Genomic DNA, 17,670 nt, shown 5'->3' with positions numbered 1-17,670 from the left:
GCCGGGGATATCCTTCCCGGCTTTTTTGGTCCTGCCCGCGACATTCGGTCTCACGCCACCGCCTCCTTAAAGATGTATTTTACATACTTCTTTATAAAGTCATCCCTGACGAAGGAGACGCCCCATGCTCACCCACGAGCAAGAAAGGTTGATTGAAGCCACCGCCCCGGTGGTCGCGGAGCACCTCGATGCCATCGCCCAGCGCTTCTACCCGCTGATGTTTGCCCGCTATCCCGGCGTGGCCTCGTTGTTCAATGCCGCTCACCAGCAGAGCGGTGCTCAGCAGCGCGCCTTGGCCGGCGCCGTGCTGGCCTATGTGCATCTGCGCCAGGACCCCGCCATGGCCAGGTCCGTGCTGGGCACCGTGGTCGAGAAACACGTATCCCTGGGCATCCAGCCGGACCAGTACCCCATCGTCGGCGAATGCCTGATGGCGGCCATCGGCGAGGAGCTGGGCGATGCCCTGACACCGGACATTGCGGACGCCTGGGGCGCCCTCTACGAGGAGCTGGCCGGCCTGCTGATCGAGCTCGAGGAGCGGCGCTACCACGCCTTCGCCCAGCAGCCCGGTGGCTGGCGTGGCCTGAGGCGTTTTGGTATCGCGGCCACCCGCCAGGAGAGCGCGGTGATCCGCTCCTTCGTGCTGGAGCCCGAGGATGGCGGCGCCGTCGCCGGACACCTGCCCGGCCAGTACATCGGCGTTCGCGTCAGCATCCAGGGCGAGCCGGTCTATCGCCACTACAGTCTCTCGGCTACAGCCAACGGCCGTGGCTACCGGATCTCCATCAAGCGTGAGCCCGACGGCCGAGTCAGCCGATACTTCCATGATGTGCTGACGGTGGGCGACAGCCTGGACCTGCTCCCTCCCGCCGGTGACCTGACGCTCCATCCAGGCGACGAGCCGGTGGTCCTGGTCAGCGGTGGCGTGGGCCAGACCCCCATGCTGTCGCTGGCACGCCAGGCTCTGGAGCAGCAGCGCCAGGTGGTCTACCTGCACGCCGCCCTGGATGCCGAGCATCACGCCTTCCGCAACGAAATCGCCCTGCTGCAGACGGAACACGCCAACCGGCTCAAGGCGGTGACCATTCACGAGCAAGGCGAGGAGGCCGACCACATCGGGCGCATCGATCGGGCGCTCCTCGAGCACTACCTGCCGACGGGCAAGCCCCGCTGCTACTTCGTCGGCCCGCAGGGCTTCATGAGCGCAGTGAACCAGGCCCTGGCGGACCTTGGCATCGACGAGAGCCGCCGCCATTTCGAGCACTTCGGCCCTTCGCGCCCCCTCGACGCTGCCTGAACGCGAACCGCCAGCAAGCGCGTCCTGGCTCACCAGGGCGCCAAGGCCTTCCTTCCTCGACAATTCCGCCTCGCCATGACCCGTATCAAAAGCGTGACCTCGATAGTCGACTAGCATGGTCGGATTTACCCAGACTGCGAGGAGAGCGACATGGAGCTTGTCTGCCCGGCCGGCAACCTGCCGGCCCTGAAGCGAGCCGTGGATGAAGGAGCCGATGCCGTCTACTTCGGTTTCCAGAATTCCACCAATGCCCGGCAGTTCGCCGGCCTCAACTTCACCGACAAGCGTGCCCGCGAAGGCATCGACTACGCCCACGCCCGCGGCAAGCGGGTATTCTGTGCCATCAACACCTATCCGCAACCCGACGGCTGGGCTCAGTGGACCCGCGCCGTGGACCAGGCTGCAGACCTCGGCGTCGACGCCCTGATCATGGCCGACATGGGCCTGCTCGACTACGCAGCACGGCGCCGCCCCGACCTCGCCCGTCACCTTTCGGTACAGGGCTCGGCCACCAGCCATGAGGCCCTGCGCTTCTACCACGACCATTTCGGCATCAAGCGCGCCGTGCTGCCGCGGGTGCTTTCCATCACCCAGGTGCGCGACCTGGCCAAGCAAAGCCCGGTGGAGCTCGAGGTATTCGCCTTCGGCAGCCTGTGCATCATGGCCGAAGGGCGCTGCTACCTCTCCTCCTACCTCACCGGCGAGTCGCCCAACACCCGCGGCGTCTGCTCTCCGGCGGCCCACGTGCGCTGGGAGGAGACCCCCGAGGGGCTGGAGTCGCGCCTCAACAACGTGCTGATCGACCGCTACGGCGAGGGTGAGCGGGCCGGCTATCCCACCCTGTGCAAGGGGCGCTTCGAGGTGGGCGGCGAGACCTATCACGCCATCGAGGAGCCCACCAGCCTCAACACCCTGGAGCTGCTCCCTGAGCTGCGCGAACTCGGCATCAGCGCGGTGAAGATCGAGGGCCGCCAGCGCAGCCCGGCCTACGTATCCAAGGTGGCCGGTATCTGGCGCCAGGCGCTGGACCGCCTCGAGCGAGCCCCCGAGCGCTTCCACCCCGACCCCGCCTGGATGGCCGGCCTCGGTGAGGTCTCCGAAGGTGCCACCACCACCCTGGGCGCCTACGAACGCCGCTGGAAATAGGAGCAGATACGTCATGTCGACTTCCCCTACCCTGCAGCTGTCGCTGGGCCCGGTGCTGTTCTACTGGACCCGCGAGCACTATGCCGACTTCTACCGCGAGGCCGCCGACTGGCCGGTGGAAATCGTCTATCTCGGCGAGTCCGTCTGTTCGCGCCGCCGCGACATGAAGCTCGACGACTGGCTCGGCATCGGCCGCGAGCTGACCGAAAGCGGCAAGCAGGTAGTGATCGCCAGCCAGACCCTGATCGAGTCCGAGGCCGACCTGCGCGACCTGCGCAAGCTGTGCGACAACGGCGAGTTCACCGTCGAGGCCAATGACCAGAGCGCGCTGCAGCGCCTCTCTGCCGCCGGCCTGCCCTTCGTCGCCGGCGCTGCGCTGAATCTCTACAACCCGGCCTCCATCGGCGTGATGGCCCGTGCCGGCATGCAGCGTTGGCAGGCGCCGGTGGGGATGTCGCGCAGCGATCTCGCCCGACTGCTCACCGATTGCGCCACTGAGGGGCTGGACCAGCCCTGCGAGGTATTCGCCTACGGCCATCTTCCGCTGGCCTGGTCGTCGCGCTGCTTCACCGCCCGGCGTCACCAGAAGCCCAAGGATCGCTGCCAGTTCGTCTGCCAGAAGTACCCCGAAGGCCTGCCGCTGCGCTCCCAGGAGTCCAAGGAGGTGTTTACCCTCAACGGCATCCAGACGCTTTCCGGCGCCTGCCAGGACCTGCGCCACGAGGTGAGCGACATGGCCGCGATGGGCGTGGCCGTAGCGCGCCTGGGCCCCCGTGCAGGGGGCATGGCCGAAGTCGCCGCCGCCTTCGACGCCGCCCGCCGCGGCGAGCTGCCCGCCGCCGACCCGCTGGCCCTGGTCGAAGCGGAGGTCTGCGACGGCTACTGGCACGGCCGCCCGGGCATGGATAACACGCGCCTGCCTGCCGGCTAAGCGGCCCATCATGAGCGCCTTTGCGGTCATGTTCGAGCCCCGCCGACCGGCGGGGCTCGTTGCTTCTCGATACCCCATCTGGCCGTTTTCTGATCTGGGTCATATTCTCCCGCTGCCGAAAGCACTAGCCTTCCCACACCATATGTTGTGTATATAAACACCAATCGGCAGCACATATAGGGAGATTACGGTGAACGCCCCCATCCGCCAGGCTGGCCCGCGCCGCATCGACGTCGCCTCGACCGTCAACGAATACCTCGAACGCGCCGACTGGCGCGTGCACGCCAACGCCAACCAGGGCTACTCCCTGGGCGGGTTGATCCTCAACGTCTCGGGCAAGCTGATCGCCAACTACTGGCTCGACGAGGTCTACCCGGTCGAGGTTGGCGCCGCCCACCGCGAGGGCGACCTGCATATCCACGACCTCGACATGCTGTGCGGCTACTGCGCCGGCTGGTCGCTGCGCCAGCTGCTTATCGAGGGGTTCAACGGCGTGCCCGGGCGCGCCGAGAGCGATCCACCGCGCCATCTCTCCAGCGCCCTGGGGCAGATGGTCAACTTCCTCGGCACCCTGCAGAACGAGTGGGCCGGCGCCCAGGCCTTCAGCTCCTTCGATACGTATCTCGCGCCCTACGTGCGCAAGGATGGGCTGGACTATCAAGCAGTGAAGCAGGCGGTTCAGGAGTTCATCTACAACCTCAACGTGCCGTCGCGCTGGGGCAGCCAGACGCCCTTCACCAACCTCACCTTCGACTGGGTATGCCCGGCGGACCTGCGCGATCAGGTGCCGATCATCGGCGGCGAGGAGCAGCCCTTCACCTACGGCGAGCTGCAGGCGGAGATGGACCTGATCAACCGCGCCTACCTGGAAGTGATGGAGGCCGGCGACCGCCAGGGGCGGGTGTTCACCTTCCCCATCCCCACCTACAACATCACCACCGACTTCGACTGGGAGAGCGACAACGCCGAGCGGCTGTTCGCGCTGACCGCCAAGTACGGCCTGCCCTACTTCCAGAATTTCCTCAACTCGGACCTGGAGCCGCACATGGTGCGCTCCATGTGCTGCCGCCTGCAGCTCGATCTCTCGGAGCTGCTCAAGCGCGGCAACGGCCTGTTCGGCAGCGCCGAGCAGACCGGCTCGCTGGGGGTGGTGACGCTCAACTGCGCACGGCTGGGCTACCGCTTCGCCGGTGACCGGGCGGGCCTGCTCGAAGACCTCGACCGCCTGCTGGCACTGGGCCGCGACAGCCTGGAGCTCAAACGTGGGTGCATCCAGCAGTGGATGGACGAGGGGCTCTATCCCTATACCCAGCGCTACCTGGGCACCCTGCGCAACCACTTCTCCACGCTGGGTGTGAACGGTCTCAACGAGATGGTGCGAAACTTCTCGGAAGACCGCTACGACATCACCACCCCGGAGGGGCGCCAGCTTGCCCTGGAGGTGCTCGACCACGTACGCGGGCGAATGCAGGAGTTCCAGGCCGAGACCGGGCATCTCTACAACCTGGAGGCGACACCGGCGGAGGGCACCACTTACCGCTTCGCCCGCGCCGACGCCGAGCGCTTTCCTGCCATTCTGCAGGCCGGCACGCCCGAGGCGCCCTACTACACCAATTCCAGCCAGCTGCCGGTGGGGCACACCGACGACCCCTTCGAGGCGCTGATTCACCAGGATCCGCTGCAGACGCGCTATACCGGTGGCACCGTGCTGCACCTCTATATGCGCGAGAAGCTCTCCAGTCCCGACGCCTGCCGTAAACTGGTGCGTACCGCCCTGTCGCGCTTCCGCCTGCCCTACATCACCCTGACGCCGACCTTCTCGATCTGCCCGATGCACGGCTACCTGGCCGGCGAACACGAATTCTGCCCGAAGTGCGACGAAGCACTGCTGGCAAGACGCGCCGCGGCCATACCGGCCTGAGCGTTTTTTCACCCCACTATTTTATTCACCACTGGAAGGAGCCAAGAAGATGACGAACATCGACACCCTGCCCACCGAACAACGCCAGCGCTGCGAGGTGTGGACCCGCGTGATGGGCTACCACCGCCCGGTCAGCCAGTTCAACGTCGGCAAGCGTTCCGAGCATCGCGAGCGCCGCCACTTCACCGAACGGGCCGCCGCCCTCACACCCTGATACCGAGCGCTGACGCATCCACTACACTGCCGGGCTTCGTGCCCGGCAAGAGCCTTCAGCTTGGTAAAGGAGCCCTCGATGATCGCCACCGACCTCGACTCATCCTCACCTGTGCCTCTCGATGGCATTCGGCTCCCCATCGCCGGCCTGACCCAGATGACCACGCTGGACTATCCCGATCACCTGGCCTGCGTGGTGTTCCTTCAGGGTTGCCCGCTGCGCTGCGGCTACTGCCACAACGGCCACATGATGGCGCCGCGCCGCGGCGACGAACAGGAGTGGCAGGCGGTGCGAGAGTTTCTAGAGAGCCGCCGGGGGCTGCTCGAGGCGGTGGTGTTCAGCGGCGGGGAACCCACCCTGCACCACGCCCTGCCGGCCGCCGTCAGCGAAGTAAAGGCGATGGGCTTCAAGGTGGGGCTGCATACCGCGGGCCCCTATCCGGGCCGGCTCTCGCGCCTGCTGCCGAATCTCGACTGGGTGGGGCTCGACGTGAAAGGCCGCGGAAGGGACTTCGACCTTATCTGCGGCCGACCCGGCATCTGGCAGCGTCACAGCCAGAGCCTGATGACGCTGCTCGACAGCGGCGTGTCCTTCGAGTGCCGCACCACCGTGCATTGGCGCGACTTCGACCTGGCCGGGGTGGAGCGCCTTGCACTCACCTTGGCCGACTGCGGTGTGCGCCGCTACGCCATTCAGGTGGCGCGCACCAACCAGTGCCTCGACCCGGCCTACTGCCAGCCGGTGGAAAACGCCCCGCCGCGGGCGATGCTCGCCGGGCTGGTCAAGCGCCTCGCCCCCCATTTCGCGCACATCGAGCTGCGTGAGTGAGCCCAACCGACATGGTCTAAGCTGAGTGTGAATCCTTGAGCAACTTGAGGAGAGGGATATGCTGAACAAACTGGGTATTGCCTTGTACTTCCTGTTCTGGGCAGCGGCCATCGTCGTGATATTCGCGCTGGTGGCCGGGCTGTTCTATCTGATCGCTATCGACCAGATGCCCATCAGCTGGAACCTTGTCTCGGGTAGCCTGTTCTTTGTCATCCTTGCCGTTATCTTCTGGGTCTGCGCCCAGGCATCGAGGCACTACCTGACAAATGGTGAAGCATCGACACCTGACAGAAACGCATCATCGGAGACCTAGCTTTGAAGATATAGCTTTGAAGATATAGCTTTGAAGACATAGCTTTGAAGACATAGCTTCAGTGGCTGAGATTCTCCGGCCCGAAGGCGTCTGGCAGTAGTGCCTCGATGGTGTAGCCCTTGAGCAGCCTGCCCTCGGCATCGACCACATAAATGCGGGTCTCGGCGTCGGCGAACTCGCGAATGCGCTGGCGACAGTCGCCGCAGGGGGAGCAGAGGTGCTCGCCGGGGCCGATGACATAGACACTGCGCAGGCGCCGCTCCCCGGCGCTGACCATGGCGGCGATGGCCGAGGCCTCGGCGCACAGCCCCTTGTAGTGAGCCACCTCGACGTTGGCGCCGAAGTAGCGCGCCCCGCTCTCGCTCTCCACCATGGCACCCACCGGGTGCTGCGAGTAGGGTGCGTAGGCATTGCCGCGCGCCACGATCAGCGCGGCGACAGTCGCCGGATCGATGGTCCGATCGATATCGCTCATGCCGCCCCCACCGCATCGTCACGGAGCACCGCTTCCAGCGCCACCTCGACCATCTCGTTGAAGCTGCGCTCGCGGTCTTCGCTGGGCAGCGACTCGCCCTTGAGAATATGGTCCGACACCGTGCAGATGGTCATCGCCCTGGCGCCAAACTCCGCCGCCACACCGTAGAGCCCCGCCGCCTCCATCTCCACACCGACGATGCCGTAGCGCCTCATCAGTTCGAACAGCTCGCCCTGGGGGTTGTAGAACAGGTCCGCCGAGAACAGGTTGCCCACCTTCACCGCCACGCCCTGGGCCGCGGCGGCGTCGACAGCATGGCGGGTCAGCTCGAAATCGGCGATGGCGGCGAAATCGTGGCCCATGAAGCGGGTGCGGTTGACCGCCGAATCGGTGCTCGCGCCGAGCCCGATCACCACGTCGCGTACCGCCACGTCGTCGCGTACCGCACCGCAGGAGCCAACCCGGATCAGCCGCTTCACGCCATAGTCGGTGATCAGCTCCTTGGCGTAGATGGAGACCGAGGGGATGCCCATGCCGTGGCCCATCACCGAAACCTCGCGACCGCGGTAGCGGCCGGTGAAGCCAAGCATGTTGCGCACGCTGTTCACCTCACGCGCGTCCTCGAGAAAGGTTTCGGCGATGTACTTGGCGCGCAGCGGATCGCCGGGCATCAGCACGGTGTCGGCGAAGATGCCGCGTTCGCCCTGGATATGGGGAGTCGCCATGTCGAGGCTCCTATGCAGCGAGTGGGTCGGTAGGGAGTGGCTTGGAAAGAAAGCTTGTGCCGTCGGCCATGGGCGCCAGTCCCAGGTGAGCCGCCAGGCTCTGGCCGATATCGGCGAAGGTGTCGCGCGCACCGAGGGAACCGGCAGGAAGCCCCGCGCCCAGGGCCAGCACCGGCACCCGTTCGCGGGTGTGATCCGTGCCGTGCCAGGTGGGGTCGCAGCCATGGTCAGCGGTAAGGACCAGCAGGTCGTCGTCGCGCAGCTTGGCCAACAGTTCGGGCAGCCTTGCGTCGAAGGCTTCCAGCGCAGCGGCGTAGCCGGTCACGTCGCGGCGGTGGCCGTAGAGGGTGTCGAAGTCGACGAAGTTGGTCATGACAAGCGAGCGGTCGCCGGCCTCATCCAGGGCGGCCAGGGTGGCGTCCATCAGCGCATCATGACCGCTGGCCTTGACCGTGCGGGTGATACCGCAGTGAGCGTATATATCAGCGATCTTGCCGATGGCGATGACTTCGCCGCCGTCGTCAGCGAGCTTCTGCAGCACCGTGGCCGCGGGCGGCTCGACGCTGTAGTCGCGGCGGTTGGCGGGGCGGGCGAAGTCCGCCGCGCTCTGCCCGACGAAGGGTCGCGCGATGACCCGGCCGATGTTGTAGGACTCGAGCAAGCGCCGGGCGGTCTCGCACCGGGAGTAGAGCCGCTCGAGGCCGAAGGCCTCCTCGTGGGCGGCGATCTGGAACACCGAGTCGCCGGAGGTGTAGACGATGGGCTTGCCGCTGGCCATGTGTTCCTCGCCGAGCCGGGCGATGATCTCGGTGCCCGAGGCGTGACAGTTGCCCAGCACGCCGGGCAGATCACCCTCCCGGATCAGCGCCTCGAGCAGCTCGGCCGGAAAGCTCTCCTCGCGGTCGAGAAAGTAGCCCCAGTCAAAGCGCACCGGTACACCCGCGATCTCCCAGTGGCCCGACGGGGTGTCCTTGCCCGAGGAGATCTCCCGAGCGTTGCCGTAGGCGCCGATCACTTCGATTGGCACCTCGACGCCCTTGGCCCAGGCGCCGGTGCTTTCGCGGTGGGCATGGAACAACCCCAACCGCGACAGGTTGGGCAGTGCAAGGGGACCTTGCCGCGCCGCCGGGCCGGCTTCGGGGCCCTGTCGCGGGCCGGGTTCGGGGCCCTGTAAAAAGCCGTCGCACTCCCCGCGAGCACAGGCAGCGGCGATATGGCCCAGGGTGTCGGCACCGGCATCATGGAAGCGGTCGGCATCCGGTGCGCCGCCGATGCCGAAGGAGTCGAGTACCAGTACGATGGCACGAGTCATGGCGCCTCCCGACGGATCACGTGCTGAATGAGTGTAGGCAGTGTGACGTCGCCGAGCCCGACGTCGTTCACATCGATGGCGGCAAGTAGCTGCATGGCGGCACGCTCGGCGTCGGCTTCGCTTCGTGCATGCACCCAGGCCAGGGGGCGCTCGCCGTCGACCGCCTCGCCGAGGGCGGCGATGCCGGTCAGCCCGACGGCATGGTCGATGGCGTCGCCCGGCGCGCGGCGTCCGCCGCCCAGTGCCACCACGGCGAGCCCCACGGCGCGAGTGTCCATGCGCGTGATGCGGCCACAGCGCTCGGCATGCACGGGGCGTACGATGGGCGCCTGGGGCAGGTAGCGGTCGCGGCGTTCGAGCAGGTCCGCGGGGCCGCCCAGGCCCGCTACCATGCGCTCGAAGCGCTCGGCGGCGGCTCCCGAAGCGAGCCGTTCGTCCAGCAGGGCCACTGCCGCTGAGCGACTCTCGGCCAGCCGCCCAGCCAGCAGTAGCTCGGCGGCAAGCGTGCGGGTCAACTCCATCAGTCGACCGTCTGTTTTTTCGCCGCTCTCCTCCCCCCTCTTCTCACCGGTCAGTAGCGCAATCGCCTGGCGCACCTCGACGGCGTTGCCGGCACAGGGCGCCAGCGGCTGGCTCATGTCGGTAAGCAGTGCCGTGGTCGGCGTGCCGGCACGGCTCGCCACCTCAGCGATGGCCTCCGCCAGCTCACGTGATTTTTCAGGCGTTGGCATAAAGGCGCCGCTGCCGCTCTTGACGTCCATTACCAGGGCGTCGAGTCCGCAGGCGAGCTTCTTGCCCAGTATCGAGCTGACGATCAGCGGCAGCGACTCCACCGTGGCGGTGACGTCCCGCACCGCATAGAGCCGCTTGTCGGCGGGTGCCAGCTCGGCAGTCTGGCCGACGATGGCCACACCCGCCTCTCGCACCAGACGGCGAAAACGCGCCCGCGAAGGGGCGATATCGTAGCCGGGGATCGATTCGAGCTGGTCCAGGGTGCCGCCGGTGTGGCCCAGGCCACGCCCGGAAACCATCGGCACGAAGCCGCCACAGGCGGCAACCCACGGCCCCAGCACCAGCGAGACGAGATCGCCCACGCCGCCGGTGGAGTGCTTGTCGAGTACCGGTCCTGGCAGGTCCTGATTCGCACCCAAACCACCCCACGCGAGCAGCTCGCCTGAGTCGCGCACGGCTTCGGTCAGCGCCACCGTCTCGCTGGCGCTCATGCCATTGAGGAAAATCGCCATGGCCAGCGCCCCGACCTGGGCGTCGGAGAGGCTACCGTCGCTGATGCCGCCCACCAGCTCGCGGATCGCCTCGGGCGAAAGCGCCTCGCCGTCGCGCTTGGCGCGGATCAGTTCCTGGGGCAGCGCTTGAGAACGCATCAGTAACCCTCCATCGAGCCCTTGTCTTCCTCGGTACCGAGGGTAGCGAGCAGGCTTCCCAGCAGGCCCGAGGCACCGAAGCGGAAATGCGCCGGGGTGATCCAATCCGCTCCCATGACCCTCTCGGCGAGCTGCAGGTAAGCAGCAGCGTCCTCCGCGGTACGCACGCCGCCGGCGGCCTTGAAGCCCACGTCGCGCCCACTCGCCTTGATGGTGGTGAGCAGGAGATCGGCTGCTTCCAGCGTGGCGTTGACCGCCACCTTTCCGGTGGAGGTCTTGAGGAAGTCGGCGCCGCCGTCGATGGCAAGCATGCCGGCACGGCTGATCAGTCCCGCCTCCTTCAGCTCGCCGGTTTCCAGGATCACTTTCAGCACCGCGTCGCCACACTCGCGCTTGCAGGCGGCGACCAGCTCGCGACCGACCTCGGCATCACCCGCCATCAGCGCACGGTAAGGAAAGACAACGTCGACCTCATCGGCCCCCGCGGCGATGGCCGCGCGGGTCTCGGCCGCGGCGCGCTCGACGTCGGCCTCGCCGTGGGGAAAGTTGGTCACGGTTGCCACCTTCACCTTGCCGGTCAGGCCCTGCTCGGCCAGCGCCTCACGGGCGGTGGCAATGAAACGGGGATAGACGCACACCGCCGCCGGGTGCCCCGCTGGCGTATTGGCGCGGGCGCACAGTTCGCGAATGATCGCGTCGCTGTCGTCGTCGTTGAGACTGGTGAGGTCCATCAGCACCAGGGCCTGGCGCGCGGCCTGTTCGAATTCTGTCATATCGCTACCTGTAGGATCGGGTCATCAAGTACGAGTGAATCGGCAAAGGTATACGCCCGACATCAGGTCATCGCTGCCAGCGAGAGGAAGAAACCGGCAATGGCGGCTGACATCAGATTGGACAGTGTACCCGCCAGCACCGCCTTGAGACCGAAGCGAGCGATGTCATGGCGCCGGCTCGGCGCGATGCTGCCCAGCCCACCCAGCAGGATCGCGATGGAGGAGAGGTTGGCGAAACCACACAGGGCGAAGGAGAGCACCGCCATGGTGTAAGGGGTCATTGCCTGCCCGGTGGCGGCCACCACCTGCTCGCCGTCCAGGTAGGGGGCCAGGTTGATATAGGCCACGAACTCGTTGACCACTAGTTTCTGACCGATGAAGGAGCCGGCCAGGGTGGCTTCCTCCCAGGGCACCCCGAGCAGGAAGGCGAGCGGGGCAAACAGCCAGCCAAGGATCAGTTCCAGGCTCAATCCTTCCATGCCGACCCAACCACCCACACCCCCCAGCATGCCGTTGATCAGTGCAATCAGGCCGATGAAGGCCACCAGCATGGCCCCCACATTGGCGGCAAGCTTGAGGCCCGAGGTGGCGCCGGCGGCCGCTGCGTCGAGCACGTTGGTGGGGTGGTCCTCCTCCTCTTCCAGGCGCGCCTCGGCCTTGGAGATGCTGTCTTCGGGCTCCTCGGTCTCGGGCATGATCAGCTTGGCGAACAGCAGCCCGCCCGGCGCGGCCATGAAGGAGGCCGCCACCAGGTACTCCATGGGAATGCCCAGTGCCGCATAGCCTGCCAGCACGGCACCGGCCACCGAAGCCAGGCCACCGCACATTACCGCGAACAGCTGCGAGGGTGTCATGCGGGCAATGAAAGGGCGCACCACCAGCGGCGCCTCGGTCTGGCCCACGAAGATGTTGGCGGTGGCCGAGAGCGACTCGGTGCGCGAGGTGCCCAGTGCCTTCTGCAGGGCGCCGCCGATAATGCGGATCACCCACTGCATGATGCCGATATAGTAGAGCACGGCGATCAACGACGAGAAGAAGACGATCACCGGCAGCACCTTGATGGCGAAGACGAAGCCGACGTTGTCGGTATCGGCCAGGCCACCGAAGAGAAAATCGATGCCATCGTTGGCGTAGAGCACCACCTGACTGACTCCGGCGGAGATCGTCGCCAGCACCGCCTGACCGAAGGGCACGTAGAGCACGAAGGCGCCAATGCCCGCCTGGATGGCGAAGGCGCCACCCACGGTTCGCAGGCGAATGTGCCGCCGGTTGGTAGAGAAAAGCAGGGCAATGGCAATCAGCGTCACCATACCGACCAGGCTCATGATGGGTGTCATGGGAAGTCCTTCCAGCCACGCTGGGAGTGGGCTCGCCTGAGCAAGTCGAGGGTCGAGGCGTTGTTGTTGGTTTCGGCAATAGGCGATTAGGTCAGCCGATCTGGGAAACTTATAACACCAAATGTTATTTTTCCAACATTTCTTGCATCGACATTGGATCAGCCGGGGCTGACCATGGGCCTGCCCCGGCGCGCTAGAGTGGAAAAACCGCACCGCCTGGCTCAGCATAGGCCCCATCAGGGAAGCGGAGGGTTCGATGAAGAAGGTAATGGCTCGATGAACGGCCGAAGCGCAATGCGCCTGGCCCGACTGCAGGAAACCCTTGCCAGAGGGGGGACGATCCACCTCAGCGAGGCGGCACGCCTCTGCGGTGTCTCCGAGATGACGATCCGCCGCGATGTCGCCGCCAGCGATGGCGCCATGGTTTTCCTGGGTGGTCGCCTGGTGATGGCGGACAACCCTCAGTATGCCCCGGTCTACAGCGTCGATGAGCAGAAGGACAGCCATTTTCAGGCCAAGCACCGCCTATGCGAGCAAGCTGCCGGTTTCATCGAGGAAGGGGATACACTGTTCATCGACTGCGGCACGACCCTTCTGCCGCTGATCGGCCTGCTGTCCGGTCGCAAGCAGCTGACAGTGGTGACCTACGCGCTCAATGTCGCCAATGCGGTGAGCACGCTGCCCGATGTTCGCCTGGTACTGCTCGGCGGAGTCTATTACCCGGCCTCGCAATCCTTCGGCAGCGACGACATGAACCACTCAATCCGTCGCCTGGGGATCAACCGCGCCTTTTTCTCCGCCGCCGGCGTGCATGAGCAGAAGGGCGTGAGCTGCTTCCACTTCCACGAGGTCGCGCCCAAACAGGCCGCCATCGCCTGCGCGGCCCAGCGCCTGCTGGTGGCCGATGAGAGCAAGATCGGCGTGATTCGCCCGGCCTACTTCGCCCGGCTCGACGATTTCGACGTGGTGATCACCGACGGTGACATGGCGCCGTCGCCGGAGAGTGGCGGGCCGAGAATCGTCGCCGCCTGAGGGCGCCAGTTGCGATGGGAACTCGGAGCGCCGAACCGAGCGCTCCAACAGCTGCCCTCTCCTCCAACGGTGCCACGCCGTTGTTGGAGTATCTTTAGATCACGACTGGAGGCCGAAGGCCTCCCGGCGGTGTTGCCAAGGCTGGCGATACCGCCAACGTCCGCGCCTCCGCCAAGGCGCCTGACGGCGCCAGTCGCGATGGAAACCAGCGCTCCAACAAGGTCGGCAACTACCACACTGTTGGAGCAGCTTTAGCTCCGGTCCGACGCATCGGCGACTGGAGGCCTCCCGGCGGTGTTGCCAAGGCTGGCGATACCGCCGACGTCGGAGCCTCCGCCAGTCGCCTGCAGAGTCTTACGCGAATCAGGTGAATTTTAGCCGCACTTGGACCAGCCGCAGCCCGCATAGCAGGTCGGGCAGCCATCCATCATGATCAGCTCACCGCGGCACTCGGGGCAGTGGCCGACCACCGTGGGGCCATCGCCCTTCTCTCCGGCAGCGAGTGCCTTGGCTTGCTGCTCGGCTTTCGCTTCCTCCTCCGGCGTGGGTGGCTGCCAGGGGTGGCCATGGGTCAGGCGATGGGCATAGCGGCTGACCAGTTCCTCCACCGGTACCTGGTTGCCGTCCTGGTCGAGGAAGCCGCGGCGATAGAGGATCTGCTGGATCGACCAGGCGATGGCGGCGACTTCGGAGTCGTGGAACATGGGCTTTCCCCAGCGGTTCATGCCGCAGCGCACCAGGCCCTTGTCCCAGGCCACCTTGCGCAGGTCGGCCACCGCCTGGGTGACGTAGCCGCCGCGGGCAGCCAGCGACAGGCTGCGCATGGTGGCAGTGATCCACTGATGCTCGCTGGAGAGCTGGCCGGAGGGGAAGAAGAACTCCACCGGACGCTCGATCACCACTCGCTTGCCGTCGAGCACGCCTTCCACCGGCATGAAGGAGACCAGCAGGTAGACCTTCTTGCGCCCTTCGGCGCCAACGTAGGAGATCTTCTCCGAAACTGCCTCGAGGGTGCCCTCGGGACGCGACGGAATGCGCACCGTCAGCGGATTCTCATCCGCGAGCGGTACCTCCTCCACGGCCTTCTTGACGCTGTAGGAGACGATCTTGGACTTGATTTCGACGGCCATCAGTGGGCTCCTGCGGAAAAGGATTCAAGGGCGCGCAGCTTCACTCGCTCGGGGCTGCACCGGCGACACGTCTGCAAGGAGGCGCTGTGAATACATCCCTGTACGCTACCTACGCCACCCATGGCGTAGGACCTCCTCTTCGACGTGCCCCCGGCGCACCTCACTACCGGCAGCTGGAAGTACAAGTGCTTACCACTTTCCATAGGTGCCTTCCTTCAACGCGTCATACAGGTTCGCCGCGTTGTGCTCCTCGCCGTCGTAGACAACCTTCTCGTCGCCCGCCAGTTCCACCGTCTCGCCATTTTCCAGCTCGAAGACATAGGTGGTGTTCTTCAGATCATCCTCGCGTACCAGCACGCCCTGGAAAGCTTCCGGGTTGAAGCGGAAGGTGGTACAGCCCTTGAGCTTGCTCTCGTAGGCGTCCAGGTAGAGATCCTGGAACTGCTCGAAGGGGAAGTCGGTGGGCACGTTGACCGTCTTGGAGATCGCCGAGTCGACCCAGGCCTGGGCCGCCGCCTGGACCGCCACGTGCTGCTTCGGAGTCACCGCATCGGCGGTGATGAAGTAGTCGGGCAGGTCGCTCTCCACCGCGTCGGCGGCGATGAAGTGGCGGTAGGCGGCCAGCTCGAAGGAGCACACTTCCACCTGCTCCTTGGTCTTCTTGCCCGACTGGATGACGTTGCGGAAGTAGCGGTGCGAGAACGACGGCTCGATACCGTTGGAGGCATTGTTACCCAGGGAGAGGCTGATGGTGCCGGTGGGCGCGATGGACGAATGGTGGGTGAAACGCGCGCCGTGTTCGGAGAGCGCCGCCACCAGCTCCGGCTCGAGTTCGGCGATCTTCTGCATGTAGCGGCTGTAGCGCGCATGCAGGATGCGGCCGGGCACCTTATCGCCCACTTCGTAGCCGTCCTTGGCCAGTTCCGGCCGCTCGCGCAGCATCTTGGGGGTAATTTCGAAGTCCTCGGCCAGTATCGGCGCCATGCCCTTCTCGCGAGAGAGCTCCAGCGCCTGCTTCCAGCCCTCGAGGGCCAGGTTGCGGCTCACCTCCTCGGTGAAGGCCAGCGACTCCGCCGAACCGTAGGGAATCTTGAGCATGGTCAGTGTCGAGCCCAGGCCGAGGAACCCCATGCCGTGACGGCGCTTGGCCTCGATCTCCTTGCGCTGGCCTTCAAGCGGCAGGCCGCTGATCTCCACCACGTTGTCGAGCATGCGGGTGAAGATCGCCACCACCTTGCGGTAGCGGTCCCAGTCGAATCGCGGCTTCTTGCCGAAGGGGTCGATGACGAAGCGGGTCAGGTTGACCGAGCCCAGCAGGCAGGCACCCTCCGGCGGCAGGGGCTGTTCACCGCAGGGGTTGGTCGCCCGGACCTCCTCGCAGAACCAGTTGTTGTTCATGCGGTTGACCTGGTCGATCAGGATGAAGCCCGGCTCGGCGAAGTCGTAGGTCGACTTCATGATGGTGTCCCACAGCTCGCGGGCTTTGATCACCTCGACGATACGACAGGCCACGCGGCCCTCGTCGTCGGTGGTGTAGGCGTCCTCGACCACCGGCCAGTCGCGATAGATCAGGTCCTCGGGCTTCACATCCTCCTTTTCACCGGAATGCAGCGGGAAGGCCAGCGGCCAGTCGGTATCCTGCTTCACCGCCTCGATGAACTCGTCTGTAATCAGCAGCGAGAGGTTGAACTGACGCAGGCGGCCGGCCTCGCGCTTGGCCTCGATGAACTGGCGCACGTCCGGGTGGCCGACGTCAAAGGTGCCCATCTGGGCGCCGCGGCGCCCACCGGCGGAGGCCACCGTGAAGCACATCTTGTCGTAGATATCCATGAACGCCAGCGGGCCGTTGGTACCGGCACCGGCGCCAAAAACGAAGGCGCCCTTGTGGCGCAGGGTCGAGAACTCGTAGCCGATGCCACAGCCCGCCTTGAGGGTCATGCCGGCATCCACCACGCTGTCGAGGATGTCGTGCATGGAATCGCGGATGGTGCGCGACACGGTGCAGTTGATCAGGCTCACCGCCGGCTTGTAGTCCTCGGCGCCGGCGTTGGACATGATGCGTCCGGCAGGGATGGCGCCGTTTTCCAGGGCCCAGCGAAACTTCGGCAGCCAGACGTCCGCCTGGTCTCCTTCCACCACCGCCAGGGCACGCGCCACGCGATCCCAGGTCTCTGTCACGTCCTTGTCGACCGCCCGGCCATGGCGATCCTTGAGGCGGTACTTGGCGTCCCAGATATCACGGGAGGGTACCTGCAACGGAACCTCATTGGATGTCTTGACGGCCTTGGTGGAAGTGCTCATGTCGGCTTATCTCCGCCTGCGTAGGCTGTTTTCGTTAACAAGAAGAAACTCAATCGTCGCGGCGCGCCACTCGCTCCAGGCGCACCAGCCAGTCACCCAGCCGCCCCTGGGCCAGCCCCTCTTCACGACTGTCCAGCAGGTTCTTGACCATCAGGCCGAGCTCGGTATCGCCCTCGATCAACAGCCTGCGCTGAAAGAACAGGGCGTCGGGATCCTCGCGGCGCGTGGCGAGACAGAGGAACTCGCGCCAGCCGCCCCGGATGGTCGCCTCACCGGCCTCGCGGCTCAGCACCAGCCGCTGATTCTCTAGGGTCAAGGTCAGCAGAACGCCCAGATCATCCACGTGCAGCGTGATACGCCGACCTTCCAGAGCGTCGAACTCACCCTCTTCCAGGGGCTCGGCAAAGGTGCGATTGAGCACCGGCTCAATAACGTGGCGCTTGAATGTCAGGGGCACCCGAGGGTCGATGGCGCGAATCAAGCGGGTCGGGGCGGGAGGGCGCGGCAGAAGTGACAGGGGCAACGGAAGCATTGCTACTCTCCAGTGGGGTCG

17 protein-coding genes are annotated in these 17,670 nt (G+C 65.7%); 8 read left to right on the top strand and 9 right to left on the bottom strand.

Annotated features, from left to right (window positions below; all coding sequences use genetic code 11):
- The first annotated feature begins 124 nt into the window (after positions 1 to 124).
- From hmpA to LOKO_RS08330, 7 genes are all read left to right on the top strand, one after another.
- Positions 125 to 1,297 carry an NO-inducible flavohemoprotein gene (hmpA, locus tag LOKO_RS08360; protein ID WP_066447615.1) on the top strand — a complete coding sequence of 391 codons (1,173 nt, stop codon included), beginning with the start codon at positions 125 to 127 and terminating at the stop codon, positions 1,295 to 1,297.
- A 150-nt stretch (positions 1,298 to 1,447) separates the two neighbouring features.
- Complete coding sequence (gene ubiU / locus LOKO_RS08355; protein ID WP_066447613.1) at positions 1,448 to 2,443, top strand: ubiquinone anaerobic biosynthesis protein UbiU; 996 nt, start codon at positions 1,448 to 1,450, stop codon at positions 2,441 to 2,443.
- A gap of 13 nt (positions 2,444 to 2,456) precedes the next feature.
- On the top strand, positions 2,457 to 3,374 hold the full coding sequence (locus LOKO_RS08350; RefSeq protein WP_066447610.1) for a U32 family peptidase: 918 nt from the start codon (positions 2,457 to 2,459) through the stop codon (positions 3,372 to 3,374).
- A gap of 190 nt (positions 3,375 to 3,564) precedes the next feature.
- Entirely contained in the window at positions 3,565 to 5,295 is a 1,731-nt protein-coding gene (locus tag LOKO_RS08345; RefSeq protein ID WP_066447607.1) for a ribonucleoside triphosphate reductase, read from the top strand.
- 49 nt (positions 5,296 to 5,344) lie between these two features.
- Positions 5,345 to 5,509, top strand: a complete 165-nt coding sequence (nrdD, locus tag LOKO_RS08340; RefSeq protein WP_066447604.1) for an anaerobic ribonucleoside-triphosphate reductase — start codon at positions 5,345 to 5,347, stop codon at positions 5,507 to 5,509.
- Positions 5,510 to 5,587: 78 nt separating this feature from the next.
- Positions 5,588 to 6,337, top strand: a complete 750-nt coding sequence (locus LOKO_RS08335) for an anaerobic ribonucleoside-triphosphate reductase activating protein (protein WP_066447600.1) — start codon at positions 5,588 to 5,590, stop codon at positions 6,335 to 6,337.
- Positions 6,338 to 6,395: 58 nt separating this feature from the next.
- Entirely contained in the window at positions 6,396 to 6,650 is a 255-nt protein-coding gene (locus LOKO_RS08330; RefSeq protein ID WP_066447597.1) for a hypothetical protein, read from the top strand.
- Positions 6,651 to 6,708: 58 nt separating this feature from the next.
- Here the strand turns inward: LOKO_RS08330 and cdd are convergent, their stop codons facing one another.
- From cdd to LOKO_RS08300, 6 genes are all read right to left on the bottom strand, one after another.
- Complete coding sequence (gene cdd / locus LOKO_RS08325; RefSeq protein ID WP_066447594.1) at positions 6,709 to 7,125, bottom strand: cytidine deaminase; 417 nt, start codon at positions 7,123 to 7,125, stop codon at positions 6,709 to 6,711.
- The gene (deoD, locus tag LOKO_RS08320; protein WP_066447591.1) at positions 7,122 to 7,850 is read right to left on the bottom strand and encodes a purine-nucleoside phosphorylase; all 729 of its coding nucleotides are present in this window, start codon (positions 7,848 to 7,850) and stop codon (positions 7,122 to 7,124) included. The genes cdd and deoD overlap by 4 nt, the downstream gene beginning before the upstream one ends.
- A 10-nt stretch (positions 7,851 to 7,860) precedes the next feature.
- On the bottom strand, positions 7,861 to 9,162 hold the full coding sequence (locus tag LOKO_RS08315) for a phosphopentomutase (protein ID WP_066447585.1): 1,302 nt from the start codon (positions 9,160 to 9,162) through the stop codon (positions 7,861 to 7,863).
- Positions 9,159 to 10,544: a thymidine phosphorylase gene (gene deoA / locus LOKO_RS08310; protein WP_066447582.1), complete on the bottom strand. Its 1,386-nt coding sequence runs from the start codon at positions 10,542 to 10,544 to the stop codon at positions 9,159 to 9,161. The genes LOKO_RS08315 and deoA overlap by 4 nt, the downstream gene beginning before the upstream one ends.
- Positions 10,544 to 11,317, bottom strand: a complete 774-nt coding sequence (deoC, locus tag LOKO_RS08305) for a deoxyribose-phosphate aldolase (RefSeq protein ID WP_066447580.1) — start codon at positions 11,315 to 11,317, stop codon at positions 10,544 to 10,546. Before deoC ends, deoA begins: the two co-directional genes overlap by 1 nt.
- 62 nt (positions 11,318 to 11,379) lie before the next feature.
- Positions 11,380 to 12,654, bottom strand: a complete 1,275-nt coding sequence (locus LOKO_RS08300; protein ID WP_066447574.1) for a NupC/NupG family nucleoside CNT transporter — start codon at positions 12,652 to 12,654, stop codon at positions 11,380 to 11,382.
- Positions 12,655 to 12,930: 276 nt separating this feature from the next.
- Between LOKO_RS08300 and LOKO_RS08295 the strand changes: the two genes are divergently transcribed.
- Complete coding sequence (locus LOKO_RS08295) at positions 12,931 to 13,686, top strand: DeoR/GlpR family DNA-binding transcription regulator (protein ID WP_066447565.1); 756 nt, start codon at positions 12,931 to 12,933, stop codon at positions 13,684 to 13,686.
- 374 nt (positions 13,687 to 14,060) lie between these two features.
- Here LOKO_RS08295 and LOKO_RS08290 read toward each other — a convergent pair whose 3' ends face one another.
- The 3 genes from LOKO_RS08290 to ubiT all read right to left on the bottom strand — a co-directional run bounded on the left by LOKO_RS08290 (position 14,061) and on the right by ubiT (position 17,649).
- Complete coding sequence (locus tag LOKO_RS08290) at positions 14,061 to 14,816, bottom strand: ribonucleoside-diphosphate reductase (RefSeq protein ID WP_066447562.1); 756 nt, start codon at positions 14,814 to 14,816, stop codon at positions 14,061 to 14,063.
- 189 nt (positions 14,817 to 15,005) lie between these two features.
- Positions 15,006 to 17,117 carry an adenosylcobalamin-dependent ribonucleoside-diphosphate reductase gene (locus LOKO_RS08285; RefSeq protein ID WP_066447560.1) on the bottom strand — a complete coding sequence of 704 codons (2,112 nt, stop codon included), beginning with the start codon at positions 17,115 to 17,117 and terminating at the stop codon, positions 15,006 to 15,008.
- A gap of 49 nt (positions 17,118 to 17,166) precedes the next feature.
- Entirely contained in the window at positions 17,167 to 17,649 is a 483-nt protein-coding gene (ubiT, locus tag LOKO_RS08280) for a ubiquinone anaerobic biosynthesis accessory factor UbiT (protein WP_066447558.1), read from the bottom strand.
- Between the last annotated feature and the right edge of the window lie 21 nt (positions 17,650 to 17,670).

Source organism: Halomonas chromatireducens, from assembly GCF_001545155.1.
Classification (GTDB): domain Bacteria; phylum Pseudomonadota; class Gammaproteobacteria; order Pseudomonadales; family Halomonadaceae; genus Halomonas; species Halomonas chromatireducens.
Note: the sequence above shows the minus strand (reverse complement) of the source record. Positions and strands in the feature narration are given on the sequence as shown.

Excerpts from the sequence above, each read along its gene's own strand:
- hmpA (WP_066447615.1), top strand. The coding sequence starts at position 125 with ATGCTCACCCACGAGCAAGAAAGGTTGATTGAAGCCACCGCCCCGGTG.
- ubiU (WP_066447613.1), top strand. The coding sequence starts at position 1,448 with ATGGAGCTTGTCTGCCCGGCCGGCAACCTGCCGGCCCTGAAGCGAGCC.
- LOKO_RS08350 (WP_066447610.1), top strand. The coding sequence starts at position 2,457 with ATGTCGACTTCCCCTACCCTGCAGCTGTCGCTGGGCCCGGTGCTGTTC.
- nrdD (WP_066447604.1), top strand. The coding sequence starts at position 5,345 with ATGACGAACATCGACACCCTGCCCACCGAACAACGCCAGCGCTGCGAG.
- LOKO_RS08335 (WP_066447600.1), top strand. The coding sequence starts at position 5,588 with ATGATCGCCACCGACCTCGACTCATCCTCACCTGTGCCTCTCGATGGC.
- LOKO_RS08330 (WP_066447597.1), top strand. The coding sequence starts at position 6,396 with ATGCTGAACAAACTGGGTATTGCCTTGTACTTCCTGTTCTGGGCAGCG.
- cdd (WP_066447594.1), bottom strand. The coding sequence starts at position 7,125 with ATGAGCGATATCGATCGGACCATCGATCCGGCGACTGTCGCCGCGCTG.
- deoD (WP_066447591.1), bottom strand. The coding sequence starts at position 7,850 with ATGGCGACTCCCCATATCCAGGGCGAACGCGGCATCTTCGCCGACACC.
- LOKO_RS08315 (WP_066447585.1), bottom strand. The coding sequence starts at position 9,162 with ATGACTCGTGCCATCGTACTGGTACTCGACTCCTTCGGCATCGGCGGC.
- deoA (WP_066447582.1), bottom strand. The coding sequence starts at position 10,544 with ATGCGTTCTCAAGCGCTGCCCCAGGAACTGATCCGCGCCAAGCGCGAC.
- deoC (WP_066447580.1), bottom strand. The coding sequence starts at position 11,317 with ATGACAGAATTCGAACAGGCCGCGCGCCAGGCCCTGGTGCTGATGGAC.
- LOKO_RS08300 (WP_066447574.1), bottom strand. The coding sequence starts at position 12,654 with ATGACACCCATCATGAGCCTGGTCGGTATGGTGACGCTGATTGCCATT.
- LOKO_RS08295 (WP_066447565.1), top strand. The coding sequence starts at position 12,931 with ATGAACGGCCGAAGCGCAATGCGCCTGGCCCGACTGCAGGAAACCCTT.
- LOKO_RS08290 (WP_066447562.1), bottom strand. The coding sequence starts at position 14,816 with ATGGCCGTCGAAATCAAGTCCAAGATCGTCTCCTACAGCGTCAAGAAG.
- LOKO_RS08285 (WP_066447560.1), bottom strand. The coding sequence starts at position 17,117 with ATGAGCACTTCCACCAAGGCCGTCAAGACATCCAATGAGGTTCCGTTG.
- ubiT (WP_066447558.1), bottom strand. The coding sequence starts at position 17,649 with ATGCTTCCGTTGCCCCTGTCACTTCTGCCGCGCCCTCCCGCCCCGACC.